This window comes from Bacteroidota bacterium (assembly GCA_018266835.1).
Lineage (GTDB): Bacteria > Bacteroidota > Ignavibacteria > Tepidaquicellales > Tepidaquicellaceae > JAFDZO01.
The window spans coordinates 205,624-224,613 of the sequence record JAFDZP010000004.1 but is presented as its reverse complement, the minus strand read 5'-3'; the positions used below and the strand labels follow the sequence as shown (position 1 = coordinate 224,613).

Genomic DNA, 18,990 nt, shown 5'->3' with positions numbered 1-18,990 from the left:
CGCTCTTCATTACTTTACCAGTAACATTTTTTTAGTTTCTTTATAGTTATCAACCTGCAGGGAGTAGAAATAAATTCCCGAGGGTAAATTCGCTCCGATAAACTCCGCTGAATAACTTCCCGCAGATTGTTTTTTATTAACTAAGGTCTGAACTTCTTTTCCCTGTAAATCAAATACCTTTAATGTTACAAAGCTGTTAATTGCTAACTGATAACTGATAATTGTAGAGGGGTTGAACGGATTAGGATAATTTTGTGACAGAGAATATTCTACCGATGTAATTGAGTTTAAAGAATTTATTCCTGAAGGCACTGTACTAGTATCTCCGTACAGAACATTATTTATAATACACCCTTTTAATTCAGATGTTTCATAAACTCCGCCTATCTGCGGACCGCCGCCTGAATATGTATAATAAACCAAACCGAAATTCAAATCATAAGTATTTGTATATGAATAAGAATAAACCGGACTTGAATAGCCTTTACTCATCTGGCGTGAAATATTCATTTGGTTAAACAACGGATGATTTGAGGCACCCGAACATACCTTTCCGCTTCCGCAGCCCTTGCTTGTATCACCTAAATTTACGCACAGGCTATCAAAAAGCATTTCTTTATAGTAATTGGGACATATATTTCCTGTATCTAATGTGAATAAATTGCCGGTTGTACTATCCATTCGCCACCAGTAATTTTTATATCCGCAATAATAGCTCATAAAAAAGTATTTTCTGGAATTTAAAACAGTATCTCTTTGAATTATGGTTTTATAATACCGCGTAACAGTATTAACAGGAAAATAAGTTGATACTACATTTTTAAATACAAAGACATTGCCTGATTTTAACGGAAAGTTTTCTCCAACACATTGCGCTGATAAGTTGTTCCAAGCCTGCATAGATAAAAATACTAATACAAAAAGTATAATCTTCTTCATAATAAAGCTCCTTTATTTTATGAGCAGCATTTTTTTTGTTTCCTTATAATTTTCTGTTTGCAGTGTGTAGAAATAAACTCCGGATGATAAATATGAAGCATTAAAATCTATTGAGTAACTTCCAGCAATTTGTTTTTTATTAACTAAAGTTTCAACTTCTTTTCCGCTTAAATCAAATACTTTTAATGTTACGTAATTCGTAATTCGTAATTCGTAATTGATTTTTGTAGAAGGATTGTATGGGTTAGGATAGTTCTGAAATAACTTAAAATCAGACACCGTTTCATTTAAACTATTTGAAATTTCGGTTAAATAAATTGTAGTATCACCTCCGGTAACAGTATGAATACCGAAAGAAGGCAGAACTGTATATGCCCATCCGTGAAGATTATCAGAAAAATCTATAAAATTATAAGTAGCATTATTTGGAATCGCAACAGGATCAGGAATTTGATAACCCCAGTTCACTCCGCCGTTTGTTGTCTTCCATACAACAGCCCTGTAAGATAATCCGATTCTGTATTTTCCTCCCACAGCCCAGATTGTATCTCTATTTAATACTTTAAAACTAAGAAATCCGGCATCAGGTATTTGAGGAGGATAATATTTAGACCAATTCAGCCCTCCGTTTGTTGTTTTCTCAAAATAAGTTGCAAAAGGTGCTTTACAGCCATTTAAAGTATCCCAAAAATACATTTGGGTGAACCCTCCTGAGTTAGGAATATCAAACCAGTTATTACCTGCATTGGTTGTTCTGATTATGTGGGCTGAAGGTGATGTGGAATAGGTGATAAATCCCGTATTATAATTTATCATATATACTTTTGATGGATTGCCGCTTCCAACCACATTATATTTTCTCTGCCAGTTTACTCCTCCGTTTGTAGTGAGAAATGCTCCACCAAAAGTAGGATTATCATCTACAAGCCACAACGTATCTTTATTTAAAACAAACATATCGTTCGAGTATATCTCAGGTAACTGAATTGTTATCCAGCTGTTTCCGCCATTTGTAGTTTTATAAAGTGTATCGTTATTGCTTGAAACATATCCTGTATTCTTATCTATGAAACCTATCTTTGTGAATTTATAAGTTCGGATAAAAACTATATTCCAATTGTCTCCACCGTTAGTAGTTTTTAAAATGTAACAATTATCTGTGCTTGAACCATCCGTGCAGGCAAATCCAGTTAACGAATCCAAAAACTTTAAATCAGTCAGCTGCCTTCCGCCTAAATCAGGCATGCTCTGTTGATACCAATATTGAGTGGATACATAGTAATAGGTAAAACCTGTAAGGAAAATTAATGCAGATACGATAAACAAGATGTGCTTTCTCATAGCAGTGTGCTGAATCTGTTTTAACTTATTGCAAGGGAGAGTAATATTAAAGGCATATATTACGTAACCGGCTCCATGCCGGAATTTTTTTATCTTCCCTACTAATAGGGAGAAATATTTTGTCTTCACTGCTAATAAACTTACTTCATAGTGGATTTGTGCGGCGTGTATTATATTTAGAATTAAATATTGCAGGGGCGTATTGCATACGCCCTTCATTAATTATATTAAGAATACAAAATGTGACAATAATGTGACAATGCAAATTTTGAATAATCAAAAGTGAAAAAAGGAAAATGTTACAATTTTGCGACTTTGAACTCATAGTTCATAACTGATTTCTTATTTTGCAGAAAAACCCGACCAAAACCCGACATTTTTTTGAAATATTTTTATTGTAAATTTAACAAAAGTATGATTCTGAAGTGAAAACAAAGAATGTGATTCGCCATGGCGAACGTTCCGCTTTTTAAGAAGGAGTAGACATAAATGTTACATAAATGCGACTATACAACATTTGCAATCCCCCCCTTATTAAGGAGGGGGGAAGTGGGTGGTTAACAACAAATAAAATGTGACATAATGTTACTTTGTACTCTTGAGTATATTCTAATTTTGAAGGAAAACCCGACAAAAATCCGACATTTTTTTAAATATTTCTATTATAAATTCAATGAAAGTGCGATTTTGAAGTGAAAATGAAAAATGCGACTTTTTTGCTATTTTTTTTTAAAAGCATCTTGATAGTTAGTCAGGGGAATCCCGCTAAAGCTGGACAGGCAACAACGGCGAAATTGATACCGCCCCCTCAGTCCCCCTCCTTCTAAAAGGAGGGGGAGGATAGGAATGCGACATTTTTACGACTTCTTCTTCTCTACCAATCTTGCAACAACATAGATAAGAGGGATTACATACATAAGAGTCAGACTTATACGTGGACTGAAAAGAGCAACTACAGCACAGATACCGAATGCAAGGGGTACGGAGTAAATCAATTTTGTTGTCCCTCTTATATACTCTTTTGAAAGGTCTTTATCTACCAATCTGTAATTTTTGCAGGCATAGCTCCAGTGAACTGCAAGCGCAAGTCCGATGACGAGCAGGTTAAGAGAATAAAGAAGCTGCGGCATTTCAAGTCCTGTATATTTCATAAGTAATGCAGTAGTAAAAGGGACTAAGCCGACTGCAGCAAGGAAGAATATATTTATCCATAGCAGATTTCTATCTGCCTGCTTGATGTACTTGAACTGAAGCTGGTGTCGTGTCCAGTAAAATCCCAGCAGGAGAAAGCTTACAAAATAATTTTCAAACTGCGGAATCATATTGTAAAGCTTATCACGAAGAAATATTTTTCCGCCTTCGGAAATTACTCCGTCAGGGACATCTAATTTGAAGATGAGAAGGGTCATGGCAATGCCGAAAACACCATCGCTTAAGCCCTCAATTCTGTTTGTAGCTAAGTTTTCCTTGCTGTTATTTTCCATATAAAAAAAATGTATTAAATAATAAAAATATTTAAGTTAAATTAAAAGGAACGTTTTATATTCCAATAAAGTTATCCCCAGTATGGAAAAAAACAAAAGCAAGTCGCTATTAAGATGGTTTGTCTTAATAGTAATTGCCATACATGTACTTTATAACGAGCTGTTCGATTTGCTTTTTCCCGTAAGCACAATTGCATCAATATCTGCTAAGTATAAAAGTTTGTTCACACCTGCCGGATACACATTCAGTATCTGGGGAGTGATTTATATTGCTCTTATAATTTACGGCATCTATCAGGTACTTCCCTCACAGAGAAATAAAGAAATCTACAATAAGATTGCGCTTCCGCTGATGATATCGCTTCTGTTGGGTATCTGGTGGAATATTTCATTTCATCTTGAGCTAATAGGTTTCAGCGAGATTGCAATCTTTCTTATGCTTGTATCTGCTTTTTATATTTACAAAATTGTAGAGCAGTCAATTTTTCTGGGTGAATCGGAAAAAACTCTTCTAATACCATTCAGTCTTTATTTCGGATGGCTTACTGTTGCAAATGTTGCAAGCTTTACTACATGGCTTGTTTACATTGGTTCAAAGGGAAGTGTTTTTGGTGAGCTTGATTTTGTAAGAATACTGATGGGAATAATTGTAGTTGCCGCAATTATTATAAGCGGAATTTATTGGGATTATTGGTATATACTTGCAATCGCCTGGGGTTACATAGGCGTTTATATGGAAAAGAAGAATGATCATCTTCCGATAGCATTAGCAGCTTTTGTTTGCTCTGTTGTTTTAATCATCTGGGGCGTTGTGCTTATTTCTGTTAAAAGAAATCCCAGATCATTGAACTCAAGACGATAGATTAACAAGAAAAACAGCACAAGCCTTATCCGTTAAGTTGTGGTTTATCAGTTATTTATACTATATAAACTGACTATATATCAACTCAATTACTACATTTAATTCCCGCCAAAATTTGTTTAATTTGTACTAATTTAGATTATAAATGAAGAATATAATAACAATATCGAACGGCGTTTTGCACGTTCCCGATAGTCCCGTAATTCCATATATAGAGGGCGATGGAATAGGACCGGATGTATGGAAAGCAACACAGCAGGTTCTGGATTCAGCAGTTGAAAAAGCATATGCAGGCAAGAGGTCAATAAACTGGCTTGAAGTTTTCGCCGGAGAGAAGTCATTCAAGTTAATGAACAGCTGGCTTCCGACTGAAACGATTGACGCATTTAAGTTATTCAAGATTGGAATGAAGGGTCCGCTTACAACTCCCGTCGGCGGCGGAATACGTTCACTGAACGTTGCGCTTAGACAAACGCTTGACTTATATGTCTGCTTACGTCCCGTAAAATACTACCAGGGGATTGAAACACCAATGAAACATCCTGAGTATGTTGACATGGTAATATTCAGAGAGAACACGGAAGATATTTACGCAGGGATAGAATTCAAATCAGGCACCGCAGAAAACGTAGCAATGCTTAAGTTACTGAGAACGGATTATCCCGACCAGTTTAAGAAAATAAGGTTCGGAACTCTTGACCACGTGAATGAATTTTTAACGCAGGCAGGAAGAGAAACAGTTGATAAGGTTGAGGTTGGCATCGGCTTAAAGGTGATTTCAAAAGCAGGAACAGAGCGACTTATAATAGCAGCCGTAAAGCATGCAATCGAACACAAACGAAAAGCAGTTACAATTGTACACAAGGGAAATATAATGAAGTTCACCGACGGTTCATTCCGTGACTGGGGATATGACATTGCTGAGAAGATGTTTGCCGATAAGATTTACTCCTATAGAAATTACGAAAAGCTTATGGCTGAAAAAGGTAAAGATGCAGCAGAGAAAGAAAAATCGCAGGCAGTTGCAGAAGGCAAGATTTTGATATGGGATTCTATTATGGATAACACATTGCAGCAGGTGCTTACAAATCCTAAGGACTTTGATGTAATAGCTACATTGAATTTAAACGGCGACTACTTATCCGATGCCATTGCAGCGCAGGTAGGCGGTATAGGAATTTCACCGGGCTCAAACATAAACTATATTTCAGGACATGCTATATTCGAGGCAACACACGGCACTGCTCCTACGTTTGCAAATAAAGATGTTGCAAATCCTTCATCATTGATTCTCTCGGGAGTAATGATGCTTGACTACCTCGGATGGGGCGAAGCAGCAGACCTGGTAGAAGAAGGGCTTAAGAAAACAATATTGAGCAAAAAGGTTACATTCGATTTAGCACGCGATATGGAAGGAGCAAAAGAAGTTAAATGCTCTGAGTTCGCTCAGGAAATAGTAAACAATTTTAAATGACATTTTAACAAATGAGAAATTGCCCTAACTGTAATTCAGGTGAATATAAAATTTATCTCACAGAGGGCGATTTCAAAATTGTTAAATGCAGCAATTGTTCACTGGTATATTTGCTTAATATACCGGATGAATCAGAAATATACGAAGACTACTACAAGATAGAATTTTCGAAGGAAGATTATACAAAAATTTCGAAATTCCCCCACCTCGCAGAAATTTACACAATCAACGAGCAGCGATTATATTACATAAAGAAATTAAAACCAAGCGCTTCTATTTTAGATATCGGCTGCGGGACAGGATTATTTCTGCAGACTGCAAAAAATTACGGCTATGATGTTTCAGGAATTGATGTCTCTCAGACAGCTTTAGCATTTGCACGGGACAGCTTTGGATTAAATGTATCAGATGCAAAAGTTGAAGATTTAATTGCACAGAATAAAAAATATGATATAGTTTCTTTATGGCATGTGCTTGAGCATTTTGCAAATCCAAAAGAAGAGCTGAAAAAGATAAAGCAATTGTTAAATCCCGGCGGAGTGTTATTAATTGAAGTCCCGAATCTCAACAGTATAAAATTCAAGCTCTCAAAATCAAAGTGGAAGGGCGGCAATCATCCGCTGTATCACAGGTCATTTTTTACTGCTGATTCTTTAAAGAAAACGCTTGAGCTGGCAGGATTTGCTAAAAGTGAAAGATTGAAAATCTCCTATGAACTTGAGGGAAAATCCGCTGTGTATAATAAGTCAAAGGATTTATTTAATATGTTTGCAATGGATGCTTTTTTAGATTTTGCAGCTTACAATTAAATCCATTGTAATTTTTTATGCCTCATAAAAAAATTGATTACAATTTAATCTCAGGTCAGAAAATTCAGAGGACTGAAGCTCTTGCAGACGGAGTTTTTGCCGTTGCAATGACTTTGCTTGTTCTCGATATCAAGGTGCCGATTAGTGATGCAATTCATTCGGAGGCTGACCTGCTTACGGCATTAGGAAAATTGCTTCCCACAATGCTCAGTTATTTTATGAGCTTTATGACTCTGGGAATTTTCTGGATGGCACACTCATCTCAGTATTCTTATATAGAGCGGACCGACCGGCATTTAAACTGGATATCAATTTTTTATCTTATGTTTGTTTCGCTTGTGCCTTTCACAACTGCTTTTATAAATGAACATGATAATTACAGGCTTTCGATAGGATTGTACTGGCTGAACATCCTGATGCTGGGCATTTTAATTTATATACACTGGAGCTATGCTTACAGACATAATTTTATTGCATCAGAATTTGATAAAGAGGCAATCAACAAAGCTATTAAGAAACGGATTCTTATTGCTCAAACATTGTATGCATTTGGAGCGTTGCTTTGTTTTATAAATACAAATCTAAGTATTGGTGTTATACTTTTAGTGCAGATAAATTATGCATTTGCGTTTTCATTCAGAAAGAAAAAAATTAAATAAGATTACCGAGTGAATTTTATCTCTCATTTGAAATTTTTAAATTAAAACTTATGTTTTTTCCTTTGTGAAGATTTTCACTTCAATAATTTTTATTAATGATAAACCTTAAATTTTTTGAAAATTAACCAATAAAGTCATGCTTAACACAATTAAAAATTTTACTTTAGTCCTGGTATTGGGATTATTTATTTCATCATTCTCGCTTGCGCAGGATACAACTCCTACAACAGATGCTCCTCAGCCCATTGACGTACCTATGCCGGTTGAACCTGTGAAAGATGCAAAAACTGACGGCAAGCTTTACGGTGAAGCTCCGAAATCATCTGCAACAGTTGTAGCATTTGCTGACTTAATGGCAGCACCTGAAAATTTTGACGGTAAAGAAGTAGTAGTAAAAGGAAATGTTAACGATGTATGTCAGGCAGAAGGTTGCTGGTTAGTTTTAGGCGATGGCAAAAAAGAAGTTTTAGTTAAAACTCTTCACGTATTTGTAGTTCCAAAAGACAGCTATGATAATGCTGCTGAAGTAAACGGTGTTTTCAAAATAAAAGAAATCAGCGAAGAGCAGGCAAGACATTTAAATGATGAATCAAAGAATACAAAGATAAAAACAGAAGACATAAAAGGACCGCAGAAAACATTTTTAATTGAAGCATCCGGAATAAAGTTAAGCAAAGGTGACGGAAAATCAGGCGCAGAGCAAAAAGATGATTCATGCTGCGATAAATCAAAGAGCAAAACCGAATGCAAAGATAAAAAAGATTAATTCAAAATTTTATATTTTTTAATAAGGGTGCGTAAGTTTCTTATCCACCCTTTTTTATTTTTATCTGATATAACAAATGAGCGATACTGAAAAAATTAAGAACGATAAATTCTGGAAAGTGATTGATTCAAAGTACGGCTTCAAAGGTAACTGGATTGATCTGAAAGTTGAAAAAATAATTCAGCCGACGGGCAAGCAGATTGAATTTGAAGCGCTTAATTATCACAGAGGCGGAGTAGGTGTAGTTGCAGAAAATGAAAACGGTGAAATTATTTTAGTAAAGAGTTACAGGTATATTAGTGATACAACTGCGTGGGAAGTCCCTGCAGGAACGGTACCGCCGGAACAATCTCACCGCGATTGCATAATAGAAGAATTGAAGGAAGAGGCAGGCTCAGTTGTTGCAGATGAAGATTTGAAATATATAGGGAGTTATTATCCGTCAATCGGTTCAAGCAATCAGATCTTTTATTGCTACCATGCAAGGAATGTAAAACAGATAACAAAAGAGTTCGATAAAAATGAAATTCTCGATGTAAAATGGTTTTCTAAGAATAAAATAAAGAAAATGATTTTAGACGGAGAAATTAAAGACGGCTTTACCTTATCAATTCTTATGAAGGTATTTTTATTTTGTTAAAAATTAATTAGTGCAAATGAAAAAGATTATATTTTTATTTCTGTTTACCCCATGTTTACTTTTCTCGCAATCAAGCTCAGTCAAGATGAATAAACTTGGGATGTCTTATCCTGACTTTATAGATTCAGCTTCGAGCAATACGGTTTATTTTAAGGATGGAACGCAGATGCCCTATGATGACGGAGTTAAAAAAGATTATGAAACGATGCTCGATGATCCTGATCTTGAAGACATGATGTCAATGGATTACACTCCCGGAAGCGACTGGGACTCTCCCCCCGCAAAAAATTTTGAGCCGGGCAGAATAAGAAATGAAGAGTTTTTTGAAATGATGTACGGCAACTCCGCAAAGGCTGTTGAAAGCAATTTAGTAAATATTGCATGGATGCCGAAGTCAACCAATTCAACTGTATCTATAACTAAAGTTAACGGCGTAGATAAAAGACTGAAAGAAGTTTCAGATGAGCTTGATGCTCTTCCTGAAAACCTTAAAAAATATGTTACAACAACTGCAGGTACCTTTTACTGGAGACCGATTGCAGGCACTAACAGAATGAGCATGCACAGCTACGGCGTTGCAATAGATATAAATACAAAATATTCCGATTACTGGCAGTGGAATAAAAGCATGAAGTACGTGAACAGGATACCTATGGAAATCGTTGAGATATTCGAAAAGCATGGATTTATATGGGGCGGCAAATGGTATCATTATGATACGATGCACTTTGAGTATCGCCCGGAATTACTTCCATAAAATTTTTATAGTATAATTTTTTTAATTCATATATTAATTCTTTTATTAATTCTTCTTTAAAAAACCCTAATGAAAAAACTTTTTTTCCTTCTTACTTTTTTGCTTTTTGCAAATTTCTCTTACTCTCAATACAGCAGTCCTGAAAGCGTTGCTTATGATTCAACCGGCAAAAGATATATCATCGCCAATACGAATACAAACAGCCTTCTTGCAAGAAGCCAGAACGGTACTGTAACAACATTTGTATCAGGTGCTTCTTCACCACACGGACTCGCGATTTATAACGGCAACGTTTACGTAGCATGCAATGGAACGGTAAGAGGATATAAATTATCAGATGCGAGTTTAATCCTGAATGTAAATTTGGGAGCAACTTTTTTAAATGGTATGGATGTAGATGCAAATGGTATTCTTTATATTTCGGATTTTTCAGCTAAGAAAATATATAAGTTAAATGTAAACACTCAGGCATTCTGGGTTTATGTTGCCAATACAGTTTCAACTCCCAACGGAGTTTGCGTTGATGCTCCAAGGAACAGAGTTTTATTTTGCAACTGGGGAAGCAACGCTCCTGTGAAAGCAATCAATCTTGCTGATTCATCCGTTTCAACTCTGGTAACAACTACATATTCTAATTGCGACGGAATTAAAATGGACAGAAATAATAACGTGTATGTTTCTACATGGGGCAGCAGCGGTGTGTTTAAATACGATGTGAATTTTTCCGCCCCGCCTACTTTGGTTATAACGGGATTAAGCAGCCCTGCAGATATTTTTATCAATAAAAGAAGCGATACACTTGTAAGTCCTAATACAGGCAACAGCACAGTGTCATTTCATTTTTTGAATAATCCGACAAGCATCGGAAACAGCAATATTGAAGTGAAAGATTTTAGTCTGAATCAGAATTATCCGAATCCTTTTAATCCTGTTACTTCAATAAGCTTTAATCTTAACAAGCAGGGATTTGTAAATTTATCCGTCTATAATATTAACGGCAAGAAAGTTAGTGAGCTTATTAATGCAAATATGAATGCAGGTTTCCAAAGTGTTTCGTTCAATGCTGAGAATCTTGCATCAGGAATTTACACATACAAATTAAGTGTTGAAGGACAGTCAGTTTCGAAGAATATGGTGTTAATAAAATAGTAATAGAAACAGTTTTACGTATTAACTTTACAAATGAACTTTTTCTTTATAAATTCGTTTAAATTATTAGTTTAAAACTTAAAGATAGCATATGAAAGCATTTTACCTTTTCTAATTCTAAATTAAACGAAAGGTAGAATTTATGTTTACACAAACTATGTCTGCAGCAGGTAGAAATAACATTTTATGGATAGACGATGAAATAGAGCATCTGAAATCGAACATCATGTATCTCAAAAATAAAGGGTACAATGTTGATGAAGCAACAAACGGAGAGGACGGAATTTCTCTCGTACGAAATAAAGATTTTGACTTAGTTTTTCTCGATGAAAATATGCCGGGCAAAGGCGGATTGCAAACTCTATCAGAGTTAAAAGAGCTACGACCTTCTCTTCCCGTTGTGATGGTAACAAAAAATGAAACTGAATCGCTGATGGAAGATGCCATCGGCAGTAAGATCTCAGATTATCTTATCAAGCCTGTAAATCCTAATCAGGTACTTCTCGTCTGTAAAAAAATTCTTGAGTCAAAACGCATTACAGGTAATCAGGTCTCGCGCGATTATATTCAGGGCTTCAATGAAATTTCAATGGCTCTGATGAATGATCCTTCATGGCAGGACTGGGTAGATATACATGTAAAGATGACAGGATTTGAAATGGAACTTGATGCTCATCCGAATCTTGGACTTAAGCAAACACTCACTGATCAGCGCAAAGAATGTAATATTGAGTTTTCAAAATTTGTTGAAAAAAATTACGTTCACTGGGTAAATGAAACCAGAGATAAACCGGACTTATCAAACCAGATTGTAGATAAATACGTTATACCCCATCTTGATACTCATAAGTCAACTTTCTTTTTTGTAATTGACTGCATGAGATTAGACCAGTGGATGGTTATGGAAAGGTACCTGCATGAGTATTTTAAAATACAGAAAGATTATTATTACTCGCTGCTTCCTACGGCGACTCCTTACAGCAGAAATGCAATCTTCGCGGGATTATATCCTTCTGATTTAGAAAAACATTATCCTGAGCTATGGAGAAAAAATGATGACGATGAGAACAGTAAGAATAACTATGAAAAAGAATTTATGCAGAAGCTTCTTGATAGAAGAAAAATAAAACTACGTAATGAACTGAAGTACACGAAGATTATGGATTCTGATTTCGGACGCGGAATTGAAAATAAAATTCAATCATATTGCAATAATCAGCTCAATGCGATAGTTATAAATTTTGTAGATATGATGGCTCACTCACGAAGTGATTATGCTATATTGAAAGAAATTGCTCCGGACGAATCTGCATACCGTTCATTAACTGCATCATGGTTTGAGCATTCATCATTCTTTGGAATGTTAAGACAGCTTGCAAATAAACCGGACGTGAAAGTTGTAATCACAACTGACCACGGAAGTATAAGATGTCTGCACGGTGTGAAAGCGCTTGGCGACAGAGAAACATCTACAAACCTTCGTTACAAATGCGGAAGAAATGTAAAGGCAGAATTAAGAAATGCTTTATTCATTAAAGATCCTGTTGAATATAAACTTCCTAAGAGAAGCGGAATTGTAAATTATATTATTGCAAAGGAAGATTTCTATTTTGTATATCCTACGGATTATCACAAATATTTGAATCAGTACAATGATACTTTCCAGCACGGCGGAATTTCTATTGAAGAAATGATCCTGCCTGTGATTACGCTGGAACCAAAATTATAAATATTAAAAACGTTCTCCGTCCCAAACCCCTGTTTGGGACGGTAATTTATTTCTATTCCTATTAATAAAATCATTACATATTCACCCGAAGAAACACTTGAAGCAGGATATAATTATGCTTCATCTATAAATTTATCGGATGTAATAGGATTTACAGGTGAGCTTGGTTCAGGCAAGACACAGTTCATTAAAGGCATTTGTAAATTTTTTAATGTTAAGGATGTTGTTAACAGTCCAACATTTTTAATTGTCAATGAATACAAAGGAACAATAGATAACAAGAGTATAGATATTAATCATTTTGATTTATACAGATTGAAAAACGAATCTGAACTTCATTCCATAGGATTTGATAATTACATAGGTGAAAATTCTATTTGTCTGATTGAGTGGCCTGAACTGGCTGCTGAGCATTTAGGCATTAAACTTAAATCCGTTAACTTTGATTACGGAGAAAACGAAAACGAAAGAATAATAATTTTTTGAATATACCTTGAATATACTATTAATAGATTCCTCATCACGCAAAATTGAGTTTGCTCTCTTTACTGAAAGCAAAGAATTATTTCGTCATGTTTTGCCTGAAGAAGAAAACGCCGATGTTTTGATTTACAGAATAACTCAACTCTGCACAGGAAATAATTTTTTATTAAAAGATCTGGATTACGTTTCCATTTCAAACGGTCCGGGCTCATTCACAGGGTTACGAATCTCATCTGCAATTGCAAAAGGAATTTGTTTTGCATCGGATGCAAAGCTGATTGAAATTAATTCACTCGATATTCTTGCCAACAAGATTGAATCAGATAAAACAATTGTATCGCTTATTTTTTCCAACTCAAGAACAAATGAATTCTACTTTGCCAGATATAAAAAATCAGATAAGCAGCTTGAAAGAATTTCAGACTACAGCATATCTCTTCTTTCAAGCATAATTAATGAAGAAGATTTTTTTGTTACAAATGAGAAAGTTGAAGGCTTTGATGAGAAGGTTATGATATTGGATTCTTCCGGCTTAATTTCCCAGTACGAGTTGACGTTAAATTATATTTCACTAAATAAATTTTCTGATTATAATACATCGGAACCTTTCTATATGAAGGAATTTATTCCGCTAAAATCGCAAAAAAAACTTATATGAATATCAAAAAATTCTACTTATCATTATTCTTTGTTTTAATTCTCGGATTGATTCTTTCCGTCAATCTGAAGAGCTCGGATATTCTGGGTAATGTTACATTTACCGGCGGTCCGAAAATAGTATTCGCTGAAAAGCAGAGAGACTTCGGAAAGATATTACAGGGAGATATTATTCAGTATGAGTTTGATTTTACCAATGAAGGTGACTCAGAGCTTGAAATAACAAATGTACAGACTTCATGCGGATGCACAGCAGCAACAGCAGGCGAAAAGAACACTTACGCTGCAGGTGAGAAAGGAAAAATAAAAATTACTTTTAACTCAAACGGTAAAGTCGGCAAGGTTGAGAAGACAGTTTTAATTCAGTCAAACTCCCCTGCCCCTAACGACCAGATAATTCTTACTCTCAACTTCGATGTAAAACTTCCAAGCGAAGAAGAGAAAAAGCACATGACTATAATGGCAGGGCAATCAATTTTTGACGGCGCTTGTAAAGACTGTCACGTAACCAAAGGAATCGGAAAAATCGGCAAAGAACTTTACGATGCAGATTGCGGAATCTGCCACGGTGACCCGAAAGATCACAAGCCGCACGGACCTATAGATAAAAACTCAGCCTCAAAATATTCTGACGACCAGTTAATAAATTATATAAAAGCAGGTTCACCGAATCAGCCGACAATGATGCCGGGCTTCCATAAAGATAACGGTGGTCCACTTACAACAGACGAAATAATGACATTACTTGCCTATATAAGAAGCGACTTGTCTGTCAATTCATTCATAAAAGAATAAATTTTAAAATCCCGTTCTTTGCAATGCATGCAGGGAACGGGAATTACTCTCCAAAACGTCTTTCAAATAATAAACTTTTCTTACTATCAAAATTCAAAAAAACCTTGTAAATTTAGCGAATGGCATGGTTTAAGCGAAATAAGGAAAACATTCAAACAGATACACCTAAGCAAGACGTTCCTGACGGTATGTGGATTAAGTGCCCCGAGTGCGGCGAACTTATGCACAAAAAACAGTGGGAATCAAATTCTTACCTTTGTATAAAATGTGATTATCATTTTAGAATAGGAAGCAAAGAGTATTTCAAACTCATTCTTGATGAAGATTCATTAAAGGAGTTTGACAGAAAAATGAAGTCGGTTGACCCGCTTCATTTCACAGATACAAAGCCCTATGCAAAACGCGTAGAAGATACTATAAAGAAAACTGATTTGTACGATGCGATAAGAACTGTTACCGGAAAAATAAACGGTAAGGAAGTTGTTATTGCCTGTATGGATTTTGATTTCATAGGCGGAAGCATGGGAAGTGTAGTAGGCGAAAAAATCAGCAGAGCAGTTGATAAGGCAATAAAAAATAAAAGTCCGCTTATTATTATTTCATCAAGCGGCGGCGCAAGAATGATGGAAGGCGCAATATCACTAATGCAATTGGCGAAGACAAGCGCAAAGCTTGCAAAATTAGACGAAGAAAAAATTCCATATATTTCATTACTTACAAATCCTACAACGGGCGGAGCATCTGCATCATACTCGATGCTTGGTGATTTCAATATTGCCGAACCGAAAGCTTTGATTGCTTTTGCTGGTCCCAGAGTTGTAAAGCAGGCAACGGGAAAAGAACTTCCTAAAGGATTTCAGAAATCAGAATTTTTACTAGAGCACGGCTTCATTGATTTTATTGTGAACAGAAAAGATCTTAAGCTTAGGTTATCTCAGCTTCTAAATTTAATAAATTAATTCTTCTAAATAAAATTTCATTCATGAAAGTTATCAAAGAGATTGCTGCAATGCAGGATGTTGCAGATTATTTCAGATGTGTGGGGAAAAAAATCGGCTTTGTTCCAACTATGGGATTTCTTCACAAGGGACATACATCTCTTATTGATAAAGCAAAAGAAGAAAATGATATCGTTGTTGTAAGCATATTTGTGAATCCTACTCAGTTTCTTCCCGGAGAAGATTTCGAAAAATATCCTCGTGACTTTTTAAAAGATTATTTTGCATGCGAGAAGGCAGGAGTTGATTATATTTTTCATCCTTCAGCAGAGGAAATGTATCCTCCGAAAAACAAAACCAGAATTTCAGTTTCGGATATATCAGATACTTTGGAAGGCAAGGCAAGACCAAACCATTTTACAGGTGTTGCAACAGTTGTTGCAAAGCTGTTTAATATTGTTAAACCCAACTCAGCTTACTTCGGACAAAAAGATGCTCAGCAGGCAGTTGTTATAAAACAAATGGCTGAAGATTTAAATTATGATTTAAAAGTTTCCATATGTCCCACAGTCCGTGAAGATAACGGACTTGCAATGAGTTCAAGAAATTCTTACTTGTCGGATTCAGAAAAGACTGAAGCATCTGCAATTTATAAAGCTCTTGTTGAAGGCAAGAAAATGATAACCGATAAAAAAGCTTCTGATGCCAACGCTATAATAGGAAAGATAGGTGAAGTATTAAAATCAAATTCAAAAAATCTAACGATTGAATTTATCGAGATAACGGATAACAGTGAACTGAAAAAAATATATGACCTGGCATCGTATAATGGTGAAGTGCTGATTTCATTAGCTGCGAAAATTGGCAACACAAGACTGATAGATAATATTTTATTTACAAAATAATAAAGTTGTTCCTTTCCCCTATTGGAACTAAAATAATTTTCCGGCCTGTAAGCATCTAAAAGATGTTACAGGCTTTTTTATAATCTATTCCCGATAAATGAAAAAACTTGCTACCGTAATACTTGCCGCAGGTAAAGGCAAGCGAATGAGAAATCCCGATAAATCGAAAGTAATGTTTCCTTTAAAAGGAAAACCAATGATACAATATGTTGTAGAGCTCGCTTTGAAAATCCACTCTGAAAAAATAATTTTAATTGTCGGTCATCAGAAACAAGCTGTAATGGATTTTATTAAAGAGACATTTAAAAATGATCTGAATAAAATTTCATTTGCTTCTCAGGATGAGCAGCTTGGAACAGGTCATGCAGTAATGCAGACGAAACCGGAACTTGAAAATTTTGACGGAGACACTTTAATTCTTTCGGGAGATGTTCCTTTATTAAGATTTGAAACTGTTGAAAAATTTTTAAGTTTTCATAATGCAAACAGTTTTTCTGCGAGCCTGCTCTCCGCAAATTTTCAAAATCCGTTTGGCTACGGTAGAATTGTAAGAGATGAGAATGGTAATTTTATAGATATTGTAGAAGAGAAAGATGCAGATGAAGAAATAAAAAAACTTAGCGAGATAAATTCAGGAATATATATTGTTGATAATAAAAATTTATTTGAGGCATTGAAAACTTTAAAGACAGATAATGCTCAGGGTGAATATTACCTGACTGATATCTTTAATTACTTCAAAGATAACAATATGAAAATCGGCGCAGTGCCGACTGAAAACAATATGGAAATTACAGGAGTGAATACGGTTGAGCAATTAGAAGAAATGGAAAAGATGGCGTAAGTTCTCGTTCCTATGCTCCAGCGTTGGAACGTAAATTAATCTACTTCTTCATATTCGTACTTATCGCGAATGTTGAAGTTAAAGTATCTTCCTTTGGAAGTTGCTTTTGAGAATTGGTTATAAATATTCTCGGGAACATTTTTATATTTATAAGTTCTATCAGTTGTAAAAGTAACAGTTAGTACTTTTTTATCTTCGCTGTAATTAAATCTTCTTATAACTGTTGATGGCATAAGTTTTTATATGTTCTAATTATCCTTAACAGTTTTACCTTCTTCGTTGTTCCTTACATTTACAGTGAAAATCTGTTATTTTGATTAGATTTTTTAATTTAAATTCATAAATATTTGTCTGAAATAATTGCCTCTGTATCAGGAGTAAGAGGGATCTTTGGTGATAACCTCACTCCGCAAAACATATCAAAGTTCACATCTGCCTTCGCAGAATATTGCAGAAAAAATTCAAAGTCTAGAAAAATAGTTGTAGGCCGTGACGGCCGATTAAACGGTGAGATAATCTCTAATCTCGTTATAAATAATTTACTTCTATCAGGTTTCGAAGTTGTTTATATCGGTATTTCACCTACCCCGACTGTACAAATAGCTACCAACAGTTTAAAAGCAGCAGGGGGAATTGCAGTTACAGCTTCCCATAATCCACAGAAATGGAATGGTCTCAAATTCTTAAGTTCTAACGGCACTTTTCTTGAGCCATTACAGATAAAGGAATTTCTCTCAATCGCTGAAAAGGGTAATTTTAAATATGCATCAGTCTGGGATATTAAAAAGCTTACGTTTGATTTATCGTGGCTTGATAAGCATATAGAAAAGGTTTTGAATCTTAAAATATTAGATTCCAAAGTAATCAAAAAAAGAAAATTCAGAATTGTAATAGATGCGGTAAATTCAGCGGCATCTATAATAGCTCCCAAATTATTAAAAAAATTAGGATGTGAAGTAATAGAATTATTTTGTGATGGCAGCGGAATTTTTCCACACACGCCTGAACCAATTCCTGAGAATTTAAAACAACTATGTTCTGCCGTAAAAAAATATAAAGCTGATGTAGGTTTCGCAATTGACCCAGATAGCGATAGGCTTGTAATTATCACCGAAAAAGGCGAACCTTACATAGAAGAAAATACCGTTGTTACCGCAGCAAATTTTGTTTTAAGAAAATCAAAGCAAAAGAATAAATCTGTTTGTGTAAATCTTTCTACTACAAGAGCAGTAGATGATATTGCGAAAAAATGGGGAGCAAAATCTTACAGAAGCGCTGTTGGAGAAATAAATGTTGTGAAGGAAATGAAAAAACGAAAATCAATAATCGGTGGAGAAGGAAGCGGAGGAATAATTTATCCTGAAATGCTTTACGGAAGAGGAGCAATAGGAGGCCTGGCAATGATTTTACAGGAATTCGCTGAATCAAAAATTAGCGTCAGCGAATACAAAAATGCTTTACCGCAATATTATATATCAAAAGCGAAAATTGAAAATGTTAAAAATCCTGACAAGATTTTAAAAACAGTTATAAGCAGATATAAAAATTCGGGATGTAAAATTACAACTATTGACGGAGTGAAACTTGATTTCCCTGAATACTGGATTCATTTAAGAAAATCAAACACCGAACCTATTATAAGAATCATTACTGAGGCGAAATCACGAGCTGAAGCTGATTCTATACAGCAAAAATTTATCAGTGAAATTAAGAAACTAATATAATAAATTCCCTTAATCCATCTTTAAGGGTTATTTTT

At 35.1% G+C, this 18,990-nt stretch carries 20 protein-coding genes; 16 read left to right on the top strand and 4 right to left on the bottom strand.

Annotated elements, in window-relative coordinates; genetic code table 11:
- Positions 1 to 9: 9 nt before the first annotated feature.
- From JST55_12075 to JST55_12065, 3 genes are all read right to left on the bottom strand, one after another.
- A complete protein-coding gene (locus JST55_12075) occupies positions 10 to 939 on the bottom strand; it encodes a T9SS type A sorting domain-containing protein (GenBank protein MBS1494244.1) in 930 nt (309 codons plus the stop codon).
- Between the two features lie 12 nt (positions 940 to 951).
- A complete protein-coding gene (locus JST55_12070; GenBank protein MBS1494243.1) occupies positions 952 to 2,280 on the bottom strand; it encodes a T9SS type A sorting domain-containing protein in 1,329 nt (442 codons plus the stop codon).
- Between the two features lie 857 nt (positions 2,281 to 3,137).
- Entirely contained in the window at positions 3,138 to 3,764 is a 627-nt protein-coding gene (locus JST55_12065) for a DUF1211 domain-containing protein (protein ID MBS1494242.1), read from the bottom strand.
- Between the two features lie 82 nt (positions 3,765 to 3,846).
- Here JST55_12065 and JST55_12060 point away from each other — a divergent pair, with 82 nt between their 5' ends.
- From JST55_12060 to JST55_11990, 15 genes are all read left to right on the top strand, one after another.
- Positions 3,847 to 4,626: a hypothetical protein gene (locus JST55_12060; GenBank protein MBS1494241.1), complete on the top strand. Its 780-nt coding sequence runs from the start codon at positions 3,847 to 3,849 to the stop codon at positions 4,624 to 4,626.
- 145 nt (positions 4,627 to 4,771) lie between these two features.
- Positions 4,772 to 6,100, top strand: coding sequence for an NADP-dependent isocitrate dehydrogenase (gene icd / locus JST55_12055; GenBank protein ID MBS1494240.1), 1,329 nt, complete (start codon positions 4,772 to 4,774; stop codon positions 6,098 to 6,100).
- Positions 6,101 to 6,111: 11 nt separating this feature from the next.
- A complete protein-coding gene (locus tag JST55_12050; GenBank protein ID MBS1494239.1) occupies positions 6,112 to 6,909 on the top strand; it encodes a class I SAM-dependent methyltransferase in 798 nt (265 codons plus the stop codon).
- Between the two features lie 17 nt (positions 6,910 to 6,926).
- A complete protein-coding gene (locus tag JST55_12045; protein MBS1494238.1) occupies positions 6,927 to 7,568 on the top strand; it encodes a DUF1211 domain-containing protein in 642 nt (213 codons plus the stop codon).
- A gap of 136 nt (positions 7,569 to 7,704) precedes the next feature.
- Positions 7,705 to 8,334: a DUF4920 domain-containing protein gene (locus JST55_12040; GenBank protein ID MBS1494237.1), complete on the top strand. Its 630-nt coding sequence runs from the start codon at positions 7,705 to 7,707 to the stop codon at positions 8,332 to 8,334.
- Between the two features lie 76 nt (positions 8,335 to 8,410).
- The gene (locus JST55_12035; protein MBS1494236.1) at positions 8,411 to 8,974 is read left to right on the top strand and encodes an NUDIX hydrolase; all 564 of its coding nucleotides are present in this window, start codon (positions 8,411 to 8,413) and stop codon (positions 8,972 to 8,974) included.
- Between the two features lie 16 nt (positions 8,975 to 8,990).
- A complete protein-coding gene (locus JST55_12030; GenBank protein MBS1494235.1) occupies positions 8,991 to 9,731 on the top strand; it encodes a M15 family metallopeptidase in 741 nt (246 codons plus the stop codon).
- Positions 9,732 to 9,800: 69 nt separating this feature from the next.
- Entirely contained in the window at positions 9,801 to 10,880 is a 1,080-nt protein-coding gene (locus JST55_12025) for a T9SS type A sorting domain-containing protein (GenBank protein ID MBS1494234.1), read from the top strand.
- Between the two features lie 157 nt (positions 10,881 to 11,037).
- Entirely contained in the window at positions 11,038 to 12,609 is a 1,572-nt protein-coding gene (locus tag JST55_12020) for a bifunctional response regulator/alkaline phosphatase family protein (GenBank protein MBS1494233.1), read from the top strand.
- Between the two features lie 48 nt (positions 12,610 to 12,657).
- Positions 12,658 to 13,095, top strand: coding sequence for a tRNA (adenosine(37)-N6)-threonylcarbamoyltransferase complex ATPase subunit type 1 TsaE (gene tsaE, locus JST55_12015; protein ID MBS1494232.1), 438 nt, complete (start codon positions 12,658 to 12,660; stop codon positions 13,093 to 13,095).
- A gap of 7 nt (positions 13,096 to 13,102) precedes the next feature.
- Positions 13,103 to 13,750, top strand: a complete 648-nt coding sequence (gene tsaB, locus JST55_12010; protein MBS1494231.1) for a tRNA (adenosine(37)-N6)-threonylcarbamoyltransferase complex dimerization subunit type 1 TsaB — start codon at positions 13,103 to 13,105, stop codon at positions 13,748 to 13,750.
- A complete protein-coding gene (locus JST55_12005) occupies positions 13,747 to 14,544 on the top strand; it encodes a DUF1573 domain-containing protein (GenBank protein MBS1494230.1) in 798 nt (265 codons plus the stop codon). Before tsaB ends, JST55_12005 begins: the two co-directional genes overlap by 4 nt.
- 119 nt (positions 14,545 to 14,663) lie before the next feature.
- On the top strand, positions 14,664 to 15,503 hold the full coding sequence (locus tag JST55_12000) for an acetyl-CoA carboxylase carboxyltransferase subunit beta (GenBank protein ID MBS1494229.1): 840 nt from the start codon (positions 14,664 to 14,666) through the stop codon (positions 15,501 to 15,503).
- Between the two features lie 23 nt (positions 15,504 to 15,526).
- Entirely contained in the window at positions 15,527 to 16,387 is an 861-nt protein-coding gene (locus JST55_11995) for a pantoate--beta-alanine ligase (protein MBS1494228.1), read from the top strand.
- A 97-nt stretch (positions 16,388 to 16,484) separates the two neighbouring features.
- On the top strand, positions 16,485 to 17,231 hold the full coding sequence (locus tag JST55_11990) for an NTP transferase domain-containing protein (GenBank protein MBS1494227.1): 747 nt from the start codon (positions 16,485 to 16,487) through the stop codon (positions 17,229 to 17,231).
- A gap of 35 nt (positions 17,232 to 17,266) precedes the next feature.
- Here JST55_11990 and JST55_11985 read toward each other — a convergent pair whose 3' ends face one another.
- Positions 17,267 to 17,464 carry a KTSC domain-containing protein gene (locus JST55_11985; protein MBS1494226.1) on the bottom strand — a complete coding sequence of 66 codons (198 nt, stop codon included), beginning with the start codon at positions 17,462 to 17,464 and terminating at the stop codon, positions 17,267 to 17,269.
- Positions 17,465 to 17,578: 114 nt separating this feature from the next.
- Here JST55_11985 and glmM point away from each other — a divergent pair, with 114 nt between their 5' ends.
- The gene (gene glmM / locus JST55_11980; GenBank protein ID MBS1494225.1) at positions 17,579 to 18,955 is read left to right on the top strand and encodes a phosphoglucosamine mutase; all 1,377 of its coding nucleotides are present in this window, start codon (positions 17,579 to 17,581) and stop codon (positions 18,953 to 18,955) included.
- The last annotated feature ends 35 nt before the right edge of the window (positions 18,956 to 18,990 follow it).